At 39.3% G+C, this 17,553-nt stretch carries 15 protein-coding genes and 4 pseudogenes; 8 read left to right on the top strand and 11 right to left on the bottom strand.

Features of this window, described 5'->3' with window-relative positions:
* Together ACTL4S_RS15430 and ACTL4S_RS15435 are read left to right on the top strand one after the other, a co-directional pair.
* Nucleotides 1–457, top strand: a pseudogene (locus ACTL4S_RS15430) (IS6-like element IS1007 family transposase); the annotation flags it as partial.
* Between the two features lie 85 nt (nucleotides 458–542).
* Nucleotides 543–680: pseudogene (locus ACTL4S_RS15435) on the top strand (DDE-type integrase/transposase/recombinase); the annotation flags it as partial.
* A gap of 16 nt (nucleotides 681–696) precedes the next feature.
* On the opposite strand, the pseudogene ACTL4S_RS15440 reads toward ACTL4S_RS15435, so the two are convergent.
* The 4 genes and pseudogenes from ACTL4S_RS15440 to ACTL4S_RS15455 all read right to left on the bottom strand — a co-directional run.
* A pseudogene (locus ACTL4S_RS15440) lies at nucleotides 697–894 on the bottom strand (hypothetical protein); the annotation flags it as partial.
* 23 nt (nucleotides 895–917) lie between these two features.
* The gene (locus ACTL4S_RS15445) at nucleotides 918–1,838 is read right to left on the bottom strand and encodes a copper resistance protein B (RefSeq protein WP_005407396.1); all 921 of its coding nucleotides are present in this window, start codon (nucleotides 1,836–1,838) and stop codon (nucleotides 918–920) included.
* Entirely contained in the window at nucleotides 1,825–3,738 is a 1,914-nt protein-coding gene (locus ACTL4S_RS15450; protein ID WP_441299632.1) for a copper resistance system multicopper oxidase, read from the bottom strand. The genes ACTL4S_RS15445 and ACTL4S_RS15450 overlap by 14 nt, the downstream gene beginning before the upstream one ends.
* Before the next feature lie 86 nt (nucleotides 3,739–3,824).
* Nucleotides 3,825–4,142 (bottom strand): hypothetical protein, encoded by a 318-nt coding sequence (locus tag ACTL4S_RS15455; protein ID WP_441299633.1) that lies wholly within the window; start codon nucleotides 4,140–4,142, stop codon nucleotides 3,825–3,827.
* 148 nt (nucleotides 4,143–4,290) lie between these two features.
* On the opposite strand from ACTL4S_RS15455, the gene ACTL4S_RS15460 reads away from it, so the two are divergent.
* Complete coding sequence (locus ACTL4S_RS15460) at nucleotides 4,291–4,971, top strand: heavy metal response regulator transcription factor (RefSeq protein ID WP_005407402.1); 681 nt, start codon at nucleotides 4,291–4,293, stop codon at nucleotides 4,969–4,971.
* Nucleotides 4,964–6,364 (top strand): heavy metal sensor histidine kinase, encoded by a 1,401-nt coding sequence (locus tag ACTL4S_RS15465; protein WP_441299634.1) that lies wholly within the window; start codon nucleotides 4,964–4,966, stop codon nucleotides 6,362–6,364. Before ACTL4S_RS15460 ends, ACTL4S_RS15465 begins: the two co-directional genes overlap by 8 nt.
* 38 nt (nucleotides 6,365–6,402) lie before the next feature.
* Here ACTL4S_RS15465 and ACTL4S_RS15470 read toward each other — a convergent pair whose 3' ends face one another.
* The 6 genes from ACTL4S_RS15470 to ACTL4S_RS15495 all read right to left on the bottom strand — a co-directional run bounded on the left by ACTL4S_RS15470 (nucleotide 6,403) and on the right by ACTL4S_RS15495 (nucleotide 12,295).
* Nucleotides 6,403–7,686: an MgtC/SapB family protein gene (locus tag ACTL4S_RS15470; RefSeq protein ID WP_005093349.1), complete on the bottom strand. Its 1,284-nt coding sequence runs from the start codon at nucleotides 7,684–7,686 to the stop codon at nucleotides 6,403–6,405.
* The gene (locus ACTL4S_RS15475; RefSeq protein WP_313565396.1) at nucleotides 7,683–10,058 is read right to left on the bottom strand and encodes a heavy metal translocating P-type ATPase; all 2,376 of its coding nucleotides are present in this window, start codon (nucleotides 10,056–10,058) and stop codon (nucleotides 7,683–7,685) included. The genes ACTL4S_RS15470 and ACTL4S_RS15475 overlap by 4 nt, the downstream gene beginning before the upstream one ends.
* A gap of 11 nt (nucleotides 10,059–10,069) precedes the next feature.
* The gene (locus tag ACTL4S_RS15480) at nucleotides 10,070–10,720 is read right to left on the bottom strand and encodes a methyltransferase family protein (protein ID WP_441299635.1); all 651 of its coding nucleotides are present in this window, start codon (nucleotides 10,718–10,720) and stop codon (nucleotides 10,070–10,072) included.
* Complete coding sequence (locus tag ACTL4S_RS15485; protein WP_004755892.1) at nucleotides 10,717–10,989, bottom strand: DUF2933 domain-containing protein; 273 nt, start codon at nucleotides 10,987–10,989, stop codon at nucleotides 10,717–10,719. The genes ACTL4S_RS15480 and ACTL4S_RS15485 overlap by 4 nt, the downstream gene beginning before the upstream one ends.
* A 28-nt stretch (nucleotides 10,990–11,017) precedes the next feature.
* Nucleotides 11,018–11,449 (bottom strand): hypothetical protein, encoded by a 432-nt coding sequence (locus ACTL4S_RS15490; protein WP_441299636.1) that lies wholly within the window; start codon nucleotides 11,447–11,449, stop codon nucleotides 11,018–11,020.
* A gap of 603 nt (nucleotides 11,450–12,052) precedes the next feature.
* The gene (locus tag ACTL4S_RS15495) at nucleotides 12,053–12,295 is read right to left on the bottom strand and encodes a DUF2789 family protein (RefSeq protein ID WP_004281876.1); all 243 of its coding nucleotides are present in this window, start codon (nucleotides 12,293–12,295) and stop codon (nucleotides 12,053–12,055) included.
* Between the two features lie 351 nt (nucleotides 12,296–12,646).
* Between ACTL4S_RS15495 and ACTL4S_RS15500 the strand changes: the two genes are divergently transcribed.
* The 4 genes from ACTL4S_RS15500 (at nucleotide 12,647) to ACTL4S_RS15515 (ending at nucleotide 17,293) form a co-directional block, all read left to right on the top strand.
* Complete coding sequence (locus ACTL4S_RS15500; protein WP_004681441.1) at nucleotides 12,647–13,027, top strand: copper resistance CopC family protein; 381 nt, start codon at nucleotides 12,647–12,649, stop codon at nucleotides 13,025–13,027.
* A gap of 64 nt (nucleotides 13,028–13,091) precedes the next feature.
* Nucleotides 13,092–13,973, top strand: coding sequence for a CopD family protein (locus tag ACTL4S_RS15505; protein ID WP_004733231.1), 882 nt, complete (start codon nucleotides 13,092–13,094; stop codon nucleotides 13,971–13,973).
* Between the two features lie 469 nt (nucleotides 13,974–14,442).
* Entirely contained in the window at nucleotides 14,443–14,637 is a 195-nt protein-coding gene (locus ACTL4S_RS15510; RefSeq protein ID WP_004733233.1) for a heavy-metal-associated domain-containing protein, read from the top strand.
* Nucleotides 14,638–14,815: 178 nt separating this feature from the next.
* The gene (locus tag ACTL4S_RS15515) at nucleotides 14,816–17,293 is read left to right on the top strand and encodes a heavy metal translocating P-type ATPase (protein WP_243475388.1); all 2,478 of its coding nucleotides are present in this window, start codon (nucleotides 14,816–14,818) and stop codon (nucleotides 17,291–17,293) included.
* Nucleotides 17,294–17,363: 70 nt separating this feature from the next.
* Here ACTL4S_RS15515 and ACTL4S_RS15520 read toward each other — a convergent pair.
* Nucleotides 17,364–17,553 (bottom strand): annotated as a pseudogene (locus tag ACTL4S_RS15520) (IS5/IS1182 family transposase); the annotation flags it as partial.

Genomic DNA, 17,553 nt, shown 5'->3' on the forward strand with positions numbered 1-17,553 from the left:
AGTGAATGGCAAATGGGCATATCTATACCGTGCAGTTGACCAACGTGGCCATACTCTTGATTTCTATCTTTCTGCTAGACGAAATACCCATTCAGCTTATTGTTTTCTTGGTAAGATTTTGAATCATGTCAAAAAATGGCAGATTCCACGAGTCATAAACACTGATAAGGCTCATACCTATGGCCGTGCTTTGTCGCGACTAAAACAGGAAGGAAAGTGTCCTGAAGACCTGGACCATCGACAGATTAAATACAAGAATAACGTGATTGAATGTGATCATGGCAAGCTCAAACGGATCATCAAGGCTACGTTGGGATTCAAGTCTATGAAAACGGCTTATGCCACAATTAAAGGAATTGAGGTTATGCGTGCTCTACGCAAAGGACAAGCTTCATTATTTTATAACGGTAATATTCTAGGAGAAGTTTGGCTAGTAAATAGAGTTTTCGGTCTCTAAGCTTTTTTGAAGGGAAAATCATTGACTCAGATCCCTATTTGCAACAGTGCCGATAAAGCACACATATGGAGGTGCTTTGTCACGGTTAAAATGGGAAAGAAAATGTCCACCAGATCTTGAGCACAGGCAGGTTAAGTATAAAAATAACGTGATCGAATGTAATCATGGCAAGCTAAAGCGGATCATTAGGGCCACTTTAGGATTCAAATCGATGAAGACGGCTATGCCACATGCATCTATTCAGATGGCATTAAACACCGATGATGTACAGACGAAGTAGTAGCAGCCGATCCTACTAAAAGAATAGCAAACGATAAAAACAGCGATAAGCATGTTTTTAACCACTGCATAAAAATAGACCAAAAATTAAGCTTTTTTAGTTTTACAGATTCGAAAATAAATAGTAATAATTCATGAATAGTAGCCGAAGCTACCATTCATGAATCCAAATCATACTATTTTAAAAAACTAATTCGATGCCTGCACCATATTTCCACCCTTTTTCGGAATTAGTAGCCTCTTGCATAAAAGTATCTTGCTGTCCTTTTTCATACTGATAAGCAATATCAATAAAAGGTTTAAATCGCTTAGTAATCTCATATCTAGTTTTGATACCAGTTTTTAGTTCTGATAAACCTGATTTTGCAGCATAGTTAGAATCATCGCTAAATATTACATCTGCTTCGATATAAGGTTGAGTAATAAGTTTCTGAGTTAAAAGCAAATCACGTTCTAATTCAAAACTTGCTCCCCAAAAATTATTCTCACCGCCATAAAGATATGCTTGTGTTTCAAAGAAATAAGGAGCTAGACCTAATATACCAATAACCCCATCCACTCGATCGCTGCTGCTGTTATTTTTATCTTCACTATATCTTACCCCAGCTTGTACATCCCAAAATGGGGCTACGTTACGGCTATAAAGTGCTGATACAGCATATTTTGGATCATTACTTTCTGACTTTTCCGAATTGGCTTCAATAAATAGACGATTTTCATCTGTTCCAATTAAAGTTTCAAACTTTGTTCCTAGGTTGCCCTTACCGTCTTCATCAACCATCCATTCATTTTCAAATTTTGTCGTTTGATAAATTTGTCCACCATGTTCTTTAAGATGATTGTCATGAGGTGAGTTAGAGTTCTCAAGCGCAATCTGGACACTCTTATCCCCCATATTCGCATTTTCCATTGAATAATATTCTGGATAACGCTCTTGAAGGGAATACTTTAATCCTCCAGATTCCTGTAAAAGAATTTTCATATTTTTTGTAATATTACTGTCTTGTACAGGAGTTTCATTTTTAGCGAACGTTAGATTTGATAATCCAAATAGCGCAATCATCAAAGTTGTTTTTGAAAACAAATTATTAGTGATGTGCATGTGGATTTACTCCCTTCTCATTTACTTGGGACTGAGGAACAGTCTTTGTAGAATTACCATCTTCCACTTGAGCTACAATGAGTTTATTCATCATTCCTGCACTCATATGGTAAAGCAGGTGACAATGAATAGCCCACTCACCTAACTCATCAGCTGTGAGTAGAGTGGTTATCGTTTTCCCAGGTGGAACAATTACCGTATGTTTGTTTGGCATATTGCTTGGATCCTGACCATTCTCAAGCTGCATAAACATGCCATGTAAGTGCATTGGGTGAGCCATCATACTGTCATTGACAAATTTTAAGCGAATACGTTCACCATACTTCACCACTAGTGGGTCGGCTTCATTAAATTTTTTACCATTTATTGTCCAAATATAACGCTCCATGTTTCCACCAAGACGGATCTCTATTTCACGTTCAGCTGCACGAGTGTCTTTTTGAGGATCTAACGATTGCAAATCACTATATTGCAATGCTTTATTACCTTCAGGTGTTGAAGCATTTGCCCATCCAAATACGGTATTATCATTCTTGTCTGAAGCCGCCTTAACAGTAGCGCTATTCATCGGCATATCATGATCCATACCTTTCATAGAAGACATATCATGATCCATACCTTTCATAGAAGACATATCGTGATTCATGCCTTTCATAGAAGACATATCATGATTCATATCTTTCATTGAAGACATATCATGATCCATACCTTTCATAGAAGACATATCGTGATTCATGCCTTTCATAGAAGACATATCATGATCCATACCTTTCATAGAAGACATATCGTGATTCATATCTTTCATAGATGACATGTCATGGCTCATCCCCATATCTTCCATAGTTAATAAAGCACGAGGGCGAGATTTAGGCATCTCAATTTGTTTGACTGCTGGGCTGCTTTCTTCATGTAATGTTCCCACTGAAAAACCGGTACGATCAATAGATTCAGCTTCAATTTGGTAATGTGCTTGTTTTGGTTCCACAATGACATCATAGGTTTCAGCAGTACCAATACGGAACTCATCTACAGGAACGGGCTTTACAGGTTGACCATCAGCACTGACTACAGTCATTTTTAGGTTTGGAATGCGTACATCAAAGAATGACATAGCGGAAGCATTAATAAAACGAAGGCGAACTTTTTCACCAGCTTTGAAGTTACCGGTCCAGTTTTGCTGAGGTGTTTTGCCATTCATTAAAAATGTATAGCCTGTGACATCAGACATATCTGTTTTCAACATCCGCATCTGATTCCACATAGAGCGGTCTTGCCAAGTTGCCTTTAATCCATCACGTTTAACTTGTTTCATGACATCAAATACCGTTTCTCGACGGTTCTGATAGTAATCTGCTTCTTTTTTAAGATTCTTTGTGATTTGATCACTTGTTGAATTATGAAAATCAGAAAGCAAAACCACATAATCTCTATCAGTTTTTTCAGATGATGTTAAGGGGGTTTTATTTTTCGGATAAATAACTAAAGCACCATATAGGCCGTCTTGCTCTTGCCCTTTACTATGGGAGTGATACCAATAAGTACCATTTTGACGAACCTTGAATTTATATTCATACGTTTTATTAGGGGCGATGCCTTCGAACTGGTTGAACCCTGGTACACCATCCATGATTCCGGGTAATATCAATCCATGCCAATGAATTGAAGAGTCCTGATTTTTTAGCTTATTATGAACACGAATAACGGCATCATCTCCCTCTTCAAATTCAAGAAGAGGGGCAACGAATTTACCATTAACGGTAATTCTCTTTAGCGGTTTTCCTGTAATATTTACAGTCTGTTCCGCGATCGTTAAATCATATTCTTTAACTGCCGCCATTACCCAAGTTGATGAAAATAAACCAACTCCAATTAAGAGTACATGACTTAACTTATTTGACATTCTATCTCACCGTTAAAAAGACCAGATTAGAGTATTAAGGCAATCCTTATCGTTAGCTCCAATACTCCTTTCCTGCTTTTATAAAATTATTTATTTGATGTATTGGACATATTCATTTTTGAATGATCCATTTTCGAATGGTCCATATTCATCATGGAATGATCCATTTTCGACATATCAGAGGAATTTGCCGCTTGCTGTTGGCTAGGTTCTTGCTGAACCTTATTATCCTTGTTCATCTTACAAGGTTTAGAACACGGCTCTTGTGCTTTTTTTGCAGTTGTCACAGCATTAGATTTCGAATTTGATAGATCTTCTGCATCATTTGCCCAAGATTGAGTACCTGCGATTAATGCTCCCATGCACACTAAAGTAGTTAAGCTACGACGCAATACAGTTTTCATAAGTTTCTCTAAAATTAAGTTTCTTCGTATTACAATAAAACGCTTCACCGAACATCTGAGTGACTTGAAAATGACATTTTTGTAATCTATCTCAATCTCGGGTTTTATAAAGTTATTATAGGTTTAATGAATGACTTAGGATTCTGAGATGAGAATATTATTGGTTGAAGATGAACAAAAAACTGGTGACTATCTCAAACAAGGTTTATCCGAAGCGGGTTATATTACCGACTGGGTTACAGATGGATTAACAGGTAAACATCAAGCTCTTTCTGAAGAATACGACTTAATTATCTTAGACGTCATGTTACCCGGACTGGATGGTTGGAATATTATTAATGATATTCGTAAAAGTGGCAAAACAATGCCCATTCTGTTTTTAACAGCCAGAGATCAGATAGAAGATCGAGTAAAAGGTCTAGAGTTAGGCGCTGATGATTATTTAATAAAGCCTTTTGCTTTTGCAGAGCTTCTTGCTCGAATCAAAACTCTCCTTAGACGAGGGCAGCAAAGAGAAGATAGTAATATTATTAAGATTGCTGATTTAGAACTTGATTTGAGAAAACGTCGGGTAACGCGAGCGGGTCAACGCATTGATCTGACGGCAAAAGAATTCGCGCTTATGGAACTTTTTATGCGTAGACGAGGTGAAATTTTACCAAGAGCGCTGATTGCTTCTCAAATTTGGGATATGAATTTTGATAGTGATACGAATGTCGTTGAAGTCGCTATTAAACGATTAAGAAGTAAAGTTGACAGTAACTTTACTCCCAAATTAATTCAGAATATTCGAGGAATGGGGTATGTACTAGAGGTAGAGGATGAATAATAATTTATTCAGAGCGATCAGTTTCCGGATCGGTATCATTTTCTCATTATCTACTATTTTCATTCTAATTATTATGGGTTTGTTCATAAATAAATTAGTAATGCATCATTTTGAAACTCAAGACCGTGCCCAATTAGAAGGTAAAATCCAGCTTATTCAGAATCTTCTCCAACAGAATACTAAAAATTCTCCAGAACTTAATCTTTATTTAAGAGATGCGTTAGTTGGACACCATGATCTTATGGTCCAAATAGAACGACCGACAGGCCAAATTTTATTTAGTTCAGCATCCTCAATCATTAATACTCAAAATTTAATCAAGTCAGCAAATAATTCATGGATTAAATGGCAAGTTCAAAATAAGACCTATCGTGGCATGATCTACACTACAGGTATAAATAGAAATTCTGAAATACAATCTGTACGAATTATTGTTGGGATCGATACATCAGAACATCTACATTTTCTAAAAGATTTTAAGCGTCAACTTTTGTATATTGGTTTGGCTGGTACAATTTGTTTAATGTTTTTAGGTTGGTTTGCAACCTGGAGAGGTTTAAGACCAGTGCAAAAAATGGCTAAGGTCGCAGAAGGAATTTCTGCTCAACATCTTTCAGAACGTTTAGAAGTTGAGCATACACCAACCGAACTAAAATCATTGGCAATCGCCTTCAATGCTATGCTGGACAGACTAGAGTCAGCTTTAGAAAAACTTTCCGATTTTTCATCTGATTTAGCACATGAAATTAGAACACCGATTAATAATTTAATGACCCAAACTCAAGTATGTCTCGCCCGTAACCGAGATATTGGTACTTATCAAGAAATACTATTTTCTAATTTAGAAGAATTTGAACGTTTGGCTCGAATGGTGTCCGATATGCTTTTCTTGGCAAAAGCAGAACATGGCTTAAATTTACAGAACTTACAGAATATTGACCTCATTAAAGAAGTTACCGCTTTATTTGATTTCTATGACGCTCTAGCTGCCGAAAAAAATATGACACTTCAACAAACAGGATCTGGCAATGTAAAAGGTGATCCTGCTATGTTACGTCGCGCACTCAGCAACCTATTGTCTAATGCAGTTAAATATGGAAACAAGAATTCTACAATACAGATAAAACTTCAACAGAATTTAGATAACACAATATTTTCAATTGAAAATGAAGGCCCTGAACTCTCTCCTGAACAACTATCCAGATTATTTGATCGTTTTTATCGAACAGATGCGTCTAGACAAAGAACAGAAGAAGGAACCGGCTTAGGGCTTGCCATAACAAAATCTATTCTTGATATGCTTGGGGCGACCATCCAGGCTGAATCCCTCAATGGTCGAATCATTTTTACCATTGTTTTTCAAAGTGAATCCATGCAAGGGGAATCATTTTAACTCATTTTTTGAACATCTTCCATTTACCCGAGTTGACCTTACATAAAGCTCAAACTGAGAGCCAGAGCTACGCCAGCACCTATCATGGCAATTGTGTAGCCAAATATGATAGCTCGGCCAAACTGTGCCCCCCCTGTCATCCATGCAATTGTCGCTTTGCTTAACATGTTGCTCAGTGTGGCCAGCCCTAGCGCGACAGCAGCCACATTTGTTGTTAAGCCTTCAGTACTATGCAGGCGGGCAAGTGAGACTAAAATAGCATCTACGTCTGCTAGCCCAGAAATAGTCGATAATACGAAGATGCCGCTGGTGCCCAACCATTGTTTTGCTGCCGGGACCAAGACTGCCATGACAGCCAGGAAAGCAGCGAAGCTGAATGCTGTCCCAAGATCAAAAGGAGCCATTGCTTCTATTGTTCGATCGTTGTTTTCAGCGCTGGTAATTTGGCGTTGTCTCCACAATGCCATACCCAGCAGAAGGATTCCCGCAATCATCATTGCACCACCAAAAGTGCTTAGCAATGCTGGCTCAATGACGCCTATCAGCACAACCATACGAAAAAACATGATGCCACAGGCAGCCAATGTTCCAGAAATAGCAGCACTGACCATGACGGGGTGCTGGCGTGTATAGCGTGCCAGTGCGACAGTTGCAGCTGTAGAAGATGCCAAACCACCCAATAGACCTGTCCAGAGTATGCCTCTTTCTGAACCGGTGAGCCGCATGGCAAAATGACCTGCCAGAGAGAGTCCGGCAATCAGGATCACTGCCCACCATAACTGGTAAGGATTTAATGCAGCAAAAGGTCCCATACCCGTATTGGGTAAGTAAGGTAATATAACGACAGAAAGTACCAGTAACTGTAGAGATGCGGTTAATTCACGATGTTCGATCAAGCGTAACCAACCATGTAAGGTTGGCTTGAGATCCAAAAATACAGCCACGATGACAGCCGCTGTTAATGCTAAAGTAACATTACCATGGGATGCATATGCACCTAGAACTAATGTCAACAGCATCGCGATCGTCGTGGTAGCGCTTAAATTACCGGAAATTTTTGCGGTACGCGCGTAGGATACCGTAAGTAAAAGGGAAAGCCCTAATACGGCTGCGACTAGTGGCCAAGGCCCAAAGTTTGGCTGTAGATGACCCAGCACTCCTCCGAGTAATCCTGTCAATGTGAAGGTACGTAGGCCTGCTACTCGGCTGCCTTCTGGCAGTTCACGATCATTCCATCCTCGTTCTAAACCAATGAGCAGGCCGATGGCAAGTGCTGCAATCAGGCCTGATACATCTGGTGGAAGAAAAAGACTCTCTATCATAGCTTTTTATGTCGCAGGCGAAGGGCATTGGTGATCACTGAAGCGGAGCTAAAACTCATGGCCAAGGCCGCAATCATGGGTGACAACAACCAACCGGTAAATGGGTAGAGTACGCCAGCTGCTATTGGGATACCCAAGGCATTGTAAAGGAAAGCAAACATGAGGTTCTGTTTCATGTTGCCAACAGTAGCTTCCGAAAGTGAACGGGCAACCGCGATACCGCGTAAATCTCCCTTGACCAAGGTAACTTGAGCACTATTCATTGCGACATCAGTTCCGGTCCCCATAGCGATACCGACATCAGCCTTGGCTAGTGCTGGTGCATCATTGATTCCATCGCCGGCCATTGCCACGATGCGACCTTGCTTCTGCAATTTGCTGACAAGTTCGAGTTTATCTGCGGGTTTAACTTCACCATGTACCTCATCAATACCCAGACGTGATGCGACTGAACGGGCAGTGGTGAGACCATCTCCTGTTGCCATCACGATACGTAGTCCAGCTTCCTTCAGGGTGGCAAGTGCTTCAGGGGTACTTTTTTTGATGGGATCGGATACTGCAAGCAGGCCGGCCAATTCACCATTGATGGTTAGATGCATCACACTTGCACCTTCTGAACGCAGCTCTTCGGCTTGCGGAATCAGAGATTGTACCGAGATACCTAATTGCTCCATCAGTGCTGTATTGCCCAAAGCTAACTGACGATCGCCCACTTGACCTCGAACACCAATCCCTGAGCCTGATTCAAAATTATCTGGTGTTTCAAGAGACAGGCCACGTTCGTGTGCTGCATTTACAATCGCTTCGGCTAGCGGGTGTTCACTGCCTTGATCAAGACTGGCGGCTAAACGTAATACTTCAGATTCATCGAAACCTGATGCGGCAACCACACGATCGAATACAGGGCGTCCTTCGGTCAACGTACCTGTTTTATCGATGATTAGTGTGTCAATCTTGCGCAGATTCTCAATGGCTGCTGCATCGCGGAACAACACACCATGAGTAGCACCTTGACCCGTTGCAACCATGATAGACATTGGAGTTGCCAAGCCTAGTGCACAAGGACAGGCAATAATGAGTACTGCCACAGCATTGATTAATGCATAAACCCAGCTCGACTCTTCTGGGCCGAACAGTCCCCATCCAAAGAAGGTAAGCAAGGCAATGGCTACTACAGCCATGACAAACCAACCTGCAACCTGATCAGCCATGCGTTGCATTGGGGCTCTTGAGCGTTGAGCTTGCGCCACCATCTGTACGATCTGAGACAACATGGTACTTGAACCAATTTTCTCTGAACGCATGATTAGGGAACCATTGGTATTCAGGGTAGCACCAATGACTTTATCACCGATGCGTTTAGTGATCGGTAAAGGTTCACCTGTCAGCATAGATTCATCCAATGAACTGCTTCCATCGGTGACTACACCATCCACAGGAACTTTTTCACCTGGGCGGATGCGGAGTAAATCTCCTACATGGACATGAGTCAGAGGAACATCTTCCTCAGTTCCATCGGGCAGGATTCGGCGAGCTGTTTTAGGAGCAAGTCCGAGGAGTGACTTAATTGCAGCAGAAGTTTGCGAACGTGCTTTTAATTCCAGTATTTGCCCCAGTAAGGTCAAAGAAATGATGACCGCTGAAGCTTCAAAGTAAACAGCGACACGACCCATGGAGATAAATGAGTCTGGAAAGATTTGTGGTGCAATGGTCGCAACCACACTGTAAATAAAAGCAGCCCCTGTACCTAGACCGATCAGGGTCCACATGTTTGGGCTGCGATTCACAACCGATTGCCAACCACGGGAAAAAAATGGCCAACCTGCCCACAGTACAATCGGGAGTGACAACACTAATTCAATCCAGCTCTGAACTGCCATGTCGAATAGGTTCAGTTGATGGCCAAACATTGCCAAAAAAGTCACGACTATGGTGAGTGGCAGTGTCCACCAGAAGCGTCGATGGAAATCACGTAACTCAGGATTCTCATCTTCCTCTAACTCGGGAATGAGTGGTTCCAGTGTCATTCCGCATTTAGGACAGTTTCCAGGATGATCCTGTCTAATTTCTGGATGCATTGGGCAAGTATAGATGGTCGTGCCTGTTGTGCTTGCATCATTAACGGGTTGAACAGCCTGATGATGCTGTGTGTGTGCATCGGCATTCATAGTTCCAGATTTAGTGATGTATTGCACAGGGTTAGTATGAAACTTGGATTGACATTTATCACTGCAAAAAAAGTAAGTTTTCCCCTTGAATTCCTCATGGTATTTCGATTCTTCAGTAACTGTCATACCACAGACTGGGTCTTTCAATACGTCTGTTGTAGCCTGTGTCATATGATCCTGATTATGATTTTTTTGATCTAACATGAATAATTCTCTTATGGCAAAGTAGTTTTATGGCCGAATTTCGGAATAAATCTCGGAGTCTGTTGGGCATAGCTGTCATAGACAGCGCCAAATTGTTTACTCATTTCAGCCTCTTCCTTAATTGCCAAGCGGCTGTACATTAAGAGTAAGATTGGAAACATAATCAGTGTCAGTAAAGTTGGCCATTGCAATAAAAACCCCAGCAAGATCATTACAAAAGCTACGTATTGCGGGTGGCGTATGCGCGCATAGGGTCCGCTTACTGCCAATTGGTGATGACGTTGTGCGTGGTACAACACCTGCCATGCTTTTGATAGTAAATAGAAACCATAGCCCAAAAAAATATAACTCGCGATGTGCAGAATGCCAAAATGTGGATCACCCTTTTCGCCTAGTAGCGTTGACCATAAGTGACCTGAGTTATGCGACAGCAAGTCAAGTTCAGGAAAGCGAGTTTGTAGCCAGCCTGACAACAGATAAATTGTTAAAGGGAAACCATACATCTCGACAAACAATGCAATGATGAAAGCAGAGAAAGCGCCAAAAGTACGCCAATCTCGCGCTGTGGAAGGTCTAAAAAAACTGAAAGCGAACATGATAAAAACTGCTGAGTTAATGATAACCAGCGTCCATAAACCATAAGCCGATTCCGCATGATTCATGAGGGGTCTCCTGGTTCGCGTGATTTTTTATTATCTGATGTGTCTGGATTTTTCTGTTGATGATGGTGATGTCCATGACCACCATGCATAAAAATATGCATGAGTGGGCATGCTAAAAGGAGTAAAAAGGGTAAAACACCAACGACATGGGCCAAATGCTCGGTTAAGAGAAAATAGGCTGCCACACCACCAATCACGAATAGGCCGATGGCATAACGTGTAGACCAAAAGTTAGGTACTGAATTATGTTCTTGAGGTTGATGGTTCATGGTGCTTCCCTCTCTAATTCATGGGTAATTATTTAGTTGTGGAGGGAGGCATACAGTCCATCATTATCTGCATCATGGATTGCATCATGTCCATACGTTTTTCCATCATTTGCTGACGGTCAGCCATATTTGCATTCATGCTTTGGCCGCTCATCTGTTTCATCATGCTCATACCTCCTTGCATGAGTTTCATGTGCTCAGCCATAAGTTTTTGACGTTCTTGAGGGTTTTTTGCAGCCATCATCTTTGCATGCATGGCTTGCATTGCTTTCATGTGCTGGTCCATTGCAGCCATTTTGTCTGTAGCAGTGGTGCTGGTAACTGTTTGCTTAATTGTTACTGCAGATGGTGCTGTTTTTTCAGGGTGGTGATCTTTGTGTTCATCGGATTGCTGTGCAAATGTATTCAATGACGCGGCTGCGATACATAAGCCCAAAAAAATGTTTTTGAATTTCATCATAATTTTTTCCTTTAAATAATTTGGAAGTAAAAGCTATGTTTTAGTACTGAACAGAGTCTAGGAATTTGACTACTAAACTGATGAAATTTTTGGTTATTCTCTGTCTCTCTTAAAAATTTTAGCACTATTAATTAATTATTTTTAAAAATGACAAAAATGTAATTTTGAGATCTTCTCGAAATATATAGTCTATGCTGAGATGACAAAAATTTTATTTAATATTAATCTTTTAAAACTATTAAAGTTGTTATGATTTTATGTGCTTAAAAAAATAAAAATGAAATGATTAGATGACTCCAAGGCTAGTTAGAGACACATTCTTAATGTAATTTACACTGTTATTCCTTTAAAGAAAAAATACAGTTGATCAAAATAGTTTTTTATAGAAAAAAGGGTGGATAATTTAATTATTAAACTTATTGGTATATTTATTAGATAGAAGGTAAAGAAGATTATTTTTAATATTAGGGTTTATAATCCAAATTTCAGAGTAAGGAATCTACTACTTATATAATAGAGATTCCATCTCCAAAACAGTACTACTGTATGAATGAGTTGTATTCAATGCAGGGAAGAATGTAGATCCTTAATACTAACGGAAAATTATTTTACTGAATTTTCATGTAAAGACTCATTTAATTGATCAATCACTGTCGTCCATTCACCATCAGAGTGTAGTTTTTCTTCTAAAAAATGACGTTGAGCATCAGTCCAAAAAATTGCTTGTGTTAAAAAAACATCTCCAGCTAGCTGATGGCTCTCTATGAATTTTGCAATTGCTTCTTCAGTAGAAGCTAAACCAAGCTGTTCAAATAATTTGGTCATTCTTGGACGTGTTTGAGTCATGTGCTTAGCCCACAAATTTATATTAGATCAAATTAAACATAACATGTTTATATTTAAACTAAAATATAAAAAATTAAATAGCTACTATTTTCTTAGACAAAATGATTACTACATTTCATAAATCAACCACCTACATAATTTGTTTGTTAAATGATCATTATTTTTCAATAAGATTATTTTAATAGTTAAAGATTTTAAATTTTAAAAATGACAAAAATGTAATTTTGAAGTCATCGCTCTGTTTCTGTCTCTCACTAATAATTGAAATATAAGAGGAGATGATGTGGTCTCATTAAATATAGATTTTATAAAGTCATCTCTAATGAACTAACGAATCAAGAGGAAACGTAAATGAAATTATTTCAAAATAAAATGACTGCTCTACGTAATGTTGTAGTAGCTGCAACGATGATTGTGGCTACTACAACTACGTTCGCTCATGTGAGTTTAGTGAGTGCGATTCCTGCGGAAAATGCATCTATCCTTAGTCAACCAAAGAACTTGACCCTTAACTTTGGTGCAGAGGTTATGTTGATGAATATTAAGTTACTGGATGCTCAGCGAAGAGATGTTCCTTTAAAATATAAAGTTACTCATGACTTAAAGAAATCCTTTGATGTCGCTCTTCCGAAACTGAAAAAAGGTAAATATACCGTTGTCTGGACAACAATGGGGAAAGATGGTCACAACATGAATGGTGAATATAGTTTCACTATCAAATCAACTAAATAAGAATTGATTACCTTTCAACATGTCAGTGAGGTGCTGGCATGTTGTTCTAGAATGGACAAAAATAATGATTTCTGAATATTGGATGTGGGCCACTTGGTTAACTAAGGTTATTTTATATTTAAGTGTAGCTTTTGTCGTTGGTGGAGCCTTTTGCTATTTTTTACTTAGACAATATCTTGAACTAAAAGAATCGATTCTTAAATATATTACAATTGGCGCTGGATTAGGCCTAATTTCCAGTACCTTGGGATTTTTTATTCTGATTGGTAGTTTTGCCAATACTGGTATTACAGGTATGGTGGACCCCACGTATATTAATATATTGGTTAATACTCCGACGGGGTATATATACGTTCTTCGTTCTATTAGTTTTGCTCTTTTACTTCTTCTCATGGTGGTTAAACTTAACAGGAACAAAGGTCATTTTTCTATAATTGAAAGTTCAATATTTTGTATTTTACTTATCCCGATTATTTTTAGTTTTTCCCAGCTCGGACATGTCGCTAATTTAACCTTACTTGCTCAAATTTTATTATCAATCCATATTCTAGTTATGTCGTTATGGATGGGGTCTTTATATCCGTTATGGAAAACCAGCCGGGAAATAAGTGGTTTACCTTTAAAAGATCGCATGCATGTATTTGGACGTATTGCTGCTTTCATTGTTGGGATATTAATCGCCTGTGGCGCTAGTGTAGCTCTTCTTTTAATTAAAGATTTTAATACCTTAATCAATACTGCATATGGCTATGGTTTCATGGTTAAAATGTTTTTTGTTATAAGTATTCTACTTTTAGCTGCCTTCAACAAATGGTATTTCACCCCGCGTCTTCAACATCCTAAATTCGCTAAACACCTTAGTCATGCCATTTTATTTGAGATGTTATTAGGTCTATCAATTCTATTAACAACAGGCTATATAACCACTGTCGTGGGTATTGAATAAGAGAATTTCAAAATAAGGGAATTGAGGAAATTTAACATTACTGCATTTATCTTTTGTAGCTGAGCAATAAAGTTTCTACTGGACTGTCAACTTACGACAATCAGAACAGTAAAATCGCATCATGAGGCATTATACATAAAGGTAGTCACCGGTTTTTAGCTTATCTTCAACCCATAACGGTCTCATCTATTCAGTTCACTACCATTGATTGAAATAACTAATCTTATAAATTTCAGAGTGATCGTAGATGACAAAAATGTCATTTTAAAGTCACATTAATGTTGGTTAAGTACTTTTACTGTAGTCATTAGAACACTCTTCTTTGGAATACTCTGAAGAAAACTGTAAGGTTGTAAACAGACCAAGTTACAGCGAGTAACTGATTCAGAAAAAGGCTGGTTGTATGGTGAAAGTTTAGAGTTACTGTTCTAATGTTTTAAACAAATGTTTTGTTAAAAAGGAGCAACATATGAAATTTCACATCGCTAATATGACTTGTGGTGGTTGTGCACGCGGCATTACTACCGCAATTAAAGAGCTCGACTCGAATGCTTCACTCGATATTGATTTACAAAACCGTATCGTTGAAATCAACACAACAGTGAGTCAGGATAAAGTCATTGCCACTCTCAGTGAGCGTGGATTTACAGCTGATCCTGCTTAATCTCTGTTAGAGTAACAGTGGGAATTCCTTACCACTTTTACTCTCTCTTATTTTCCTCATCGTACAGATAAAATCTGTACTTGCTTGCAATAAAAGTAGCCCCTGAATTCCCCATAATCTTGGTTCGAGCTGATCTTCGCATATAGAACTCAGCATATCTAAATGATAGAGATCGTATATGAGTACCGAAATGACTGATACGCCACACTACAGTGAAACATTAGAGATTGAGGGGATGACATGTGCTTCTTGTGTAGGCCGTGTGGAAAAAGCCTTAAAATCTCTTGAGGGTGTTGAATCGGCTCATGTAAATCTGGCTACCGAAAAAGCAGTCATTTATTCGCATCGTCCCCTTGATCGTTCTAGTTTAATTAAAGTTGTAGAAAAAGCTGGCTACGAAGTGGAAGCGCTGCAACCAATAGAGCTTACGATTGAGGGTATGTCATGTGCTTCTTGTGTAGGTCGAGTAGAAAAAGCCTTAAAATCTGTTGAGGGTGTGGAATCAGCACATGTAAATCTGGCTACTGAAAAAGCGACTATTCAGGCAAGCTCATCTGTCACTCGTGACTCGTTAATTCAGGCTGTCACCAAAGCAGGGTTTGAAGCAAAGTCAGTTCATCAAACTACGGAAAGCTTTCAAGATAAAAAGAATATTGAATTAGAAAAACTTAAAAAAGATTTAATTTTGTCAGTCTTATTGACTCTACCCGTTTTTATTTTAGAAATGGGATCACACCTGATTCCGGCCTTTCATACGTTTATGATGGATAACATTGGCCAACAAAATAGCTGGTTAATGCAATTTTTCTTGACCACAGTAGCATTAATTTTTCCAGGCCGACGCTTCTTCAAAAAGGGCATCCCAAGTTTATTCCGCTTAGCACCAGACATGAATTCCTTAGTGTCTGTAGGAACATTCGCTGCATATCTTTACTCAGTGGTTGCCACCTTCTTTCCAAGTGTCCTGCCACAAGGCACGGTCAATGTTTATTATGAAGCTGCAGCGGTTATTATCACTTTAATTCTATTAGGTAGATTTTTTGAAGCCAAGGCAAAAGGCCGAACGTCTTTAGCAATTCAACATCTAGTTGGAATGCAGCCTAAAGTTGCCAGAATACAGCTCAATAATCAGGTGATAGAAGTTCCGATTGCCGAAGTTCAAACAGGAACGATTGTAGAGATTAGACCAGGCGAGCGTATCCCTGTCGATGGTGAAGTTATTCACGGCCAAAGTTTTATTGATGAATCCATGATTACTGGCGAGCCTATGCCCGTTGAAAAAACGATAGGCTCTACTGTGGTAGGAGGAACAATTAACCAAAGTGGCAGCTTAAATATCAAAGCCACCTCTGTTGGTAGTTCATCAGTGCTTTCTCAAATCATCCGAATGGTAGAGCAGGCCCAAGGCTCCAAGCTGCCGATTCAGGCATTGGTTGATAAAATTACCATGTGGTTTGTACCTGTAGTAATGGGTCTCTCTCTTTTAACTTTTATTACTTGGTTTATCTTCGGCCCTGAGCCAGCCCTAACGTTTAGCTTAGTTAATGCAGTTGCGGTACTCATTATTGCATGTCCTTGTGCAATGGGACTTGCAACGCCTACATCAATCATGGTGGGAACTGGGCGGGGTGCTGAAATGGGGGTTTTATTTCGTAAAGGTGAAGCTTTACAGCTGCTCAAAGAAACTAAAGTGGTTGCAGTTGATAAAACAGGGACTCTGACTGAAGGGAAACCAGTTTTAACCGATCTGCATGTCTTAGAAGGTTTTGAATACAATGCCGTACTTTCACTGATGGCAGCCGTTGAATCAAAGTCTGAGCACCCTATTGCTCGAGCAATTGTACAAGCAGCTATAGATAAGGAATTAATCCTGTCTCCTATTGCTGATTTTAAATCAGTGACTGGCTACGGAATAGAAGCGAAGGTTTCTGAGCATTTGGTTCATATTGGTGCAGATCGATATATGGAAAAACTAAGTTTGAATCCTAATGTTTTTTCTCAATTTTCGGATCGTTTGGGAGAAGAAGGAAAAACCCCTCTCTATGTTGCGATTGACCAGAAACTTGCTGCCATTATTGCTGTAGCAGATCCAATTAAAGAATCAACATTTGCTGCAATTGAAGCGTTACATCAGTTAGGTTTAAAGGTTGCCATGATTACAGGTGATAACCGTCATACAGCTCAAGCGATTGCAAAAAAACTAGGTATTGATGAGGTTATTGCAGAAGTCTTACCTGAAGGTAAAATAGAGGCCGTTAAAAAATTAAAAAATCAATATGGTAAACTCGCATATGTTGGAGATGGCATTAATGATGCCCCTGCACTTGCAGAAGCAGATATTGGTTTAGCGATAGGTACAGGTACAGACGTAGCTATTGAAGCTGCTGATGTGGTTTTGATGTCTGGCAACCTGAAAGGAGTGCCAAATGCTATCGCTTTAAGCAAAGCGACTATAACCAATATTCGTGAAAATTTATTTTGGGCATTTGTTTACAATGCAGCTCTGATTCCTATTGCAGCAGGTGTACTTTATCCGCAATTTGGACTGCTACTTTCTCCTGTATTTGCTGCTGGTGCAATGGCTCTCTCGTCAATATTTGTACTAGGAAATGCTTTACGATTAAAACGTTTTAAAGCCCCCCTTGCAATTATTTAACCATTTTTTATATACATTGGCTTTGTTGCACAAAGATTTGAAATGCAAAGCGCCCCTAATTGAGCCAAATTTAAGGCGTAACTTGGGTAAGTGGTCGACCTAATTCCGTAAATCTGTTAAGGACTGCCACACGTGCATGGATCTCATTGACTTGGCTATCAAAACTCCTTGCACTGAGTTTATCTCCTAATAATTTGATGCAATGCATCTTAGTTTCAACCAAACTTCGCCGATGATAGCCTGACCATTTTTTCCATAGT

It is taken from the genome of Acinetobacter lwoffii (genome assembly GCF_052078135.1).
Taxonomy (GTDB): domain Bacteria; phylum Pseudomonadota; class Gammaproteobacteria; order Pseudomonadales; family Moraxellaceae; genus Acinetobacter; species Acinetobacter lwoffii_Z.

Coding starts and splice junctions, on each gene's coding strand:
- ACTL4S_RS15495 (WP_004281876.1), bottom strand. CDS start 12,295: ATGACTCAAACACGTCCAAGAATGACCAAATTATTTGAACAGCTTGGT.
- ACTL4S_RS15500 (WP_004681441.1), top strand. CDS start 12,647: ATGAAATTATTTCAAAATAAAATGACTGCTCTACGTAATGTTGTAGTA.
- ACTL4S_RS15470 (WP_005093349.1), bottom strand. CDS start 7,686: ATGATAGAGAGTCTTTTTCTTCCACCAGATGTATCAGGCCTGATTGCA.
- ACTL4S_RS15505 (WP_004733231.1), top strand. CDS start 13,092: ATGATTTCTGAATATTGGATGTGGGCCACTTGGTTAACTAAGGTTATT.
- ACTL4S_RS15485 (WP_004755892.1), bottom strand. CDS start 10,989: ATGAACCATCAACCTCAAGAACATAATTCAGTACCTAACTTTTGGTCT.
- ACTL4S_RS15455 (WP_441299633.1), bottom strand. CDS start 4,142: ATGAAAACTGTATTGCGTCGTAGCTTAACTACTTTAGTGTGCATGGGA.
- ACTL4S_RS15445 (WP_005407396.1), bottom strand. CDS start 1,838: ATGCACATCACTAATAATTTGTTTTCAAAAACAACTTTGATGATTGCG.
- ACTL4S_RS15460 (WP_005407402.1), top strand. CDS start 4,291: ATGAGAATATTATTGGTTGAAGATGAACAAAAAACTGGTGACTATCTC.
- ACTL4S_RS15515 (WP_243475388.1), top strand. CDS start 14,816: ATGAGTACCGAAATGACTGATACGCCACACTACAGTGAAACATTAGAG.
- ACTL4S_RS15490 (WP_441299636.1), bottom strand. CDS start 11,449: ATGATGAAATTCAAAAACATTTTTTTGGGCTTATGTATCGCAGCCGCG.
- ACTL4S_RS15475 (WP_313565396.1), bottom strand. CDS start 10,058: ATGTTAGATCAAAAAAATCATAATCAGGATCATATGACACAGGCTACA.
- ACTL4S_RS15465 (WP_441299634.1), top strand. CDS start 4,964: ATGAATAATAATTTATTCAGAGCGATCAGTTTCCGGATCGGTATCATT.
- ACTL4S_RS15450 (WP_441299632.1), bottom strand. CDS start 3,738: ATGTCAAATAAGTTAAGTCATGTACTCTTAATTGGAGTTGGTTTATTT.
- ACTL4S_RS15510 (WP_004733233.1), top strand. CDS start 14,443: ATGAAATTTCACATCGCTAATATGACTTGTGGTGGTTGTGCACGCGGC.
- ACTL4S_RS15480 (WP_441299635.1), bottom strand. CDS start 10,720: ATGAATCATGCGGAATCGGCTTATGGTTTATGGACGCTGGTTATCATT.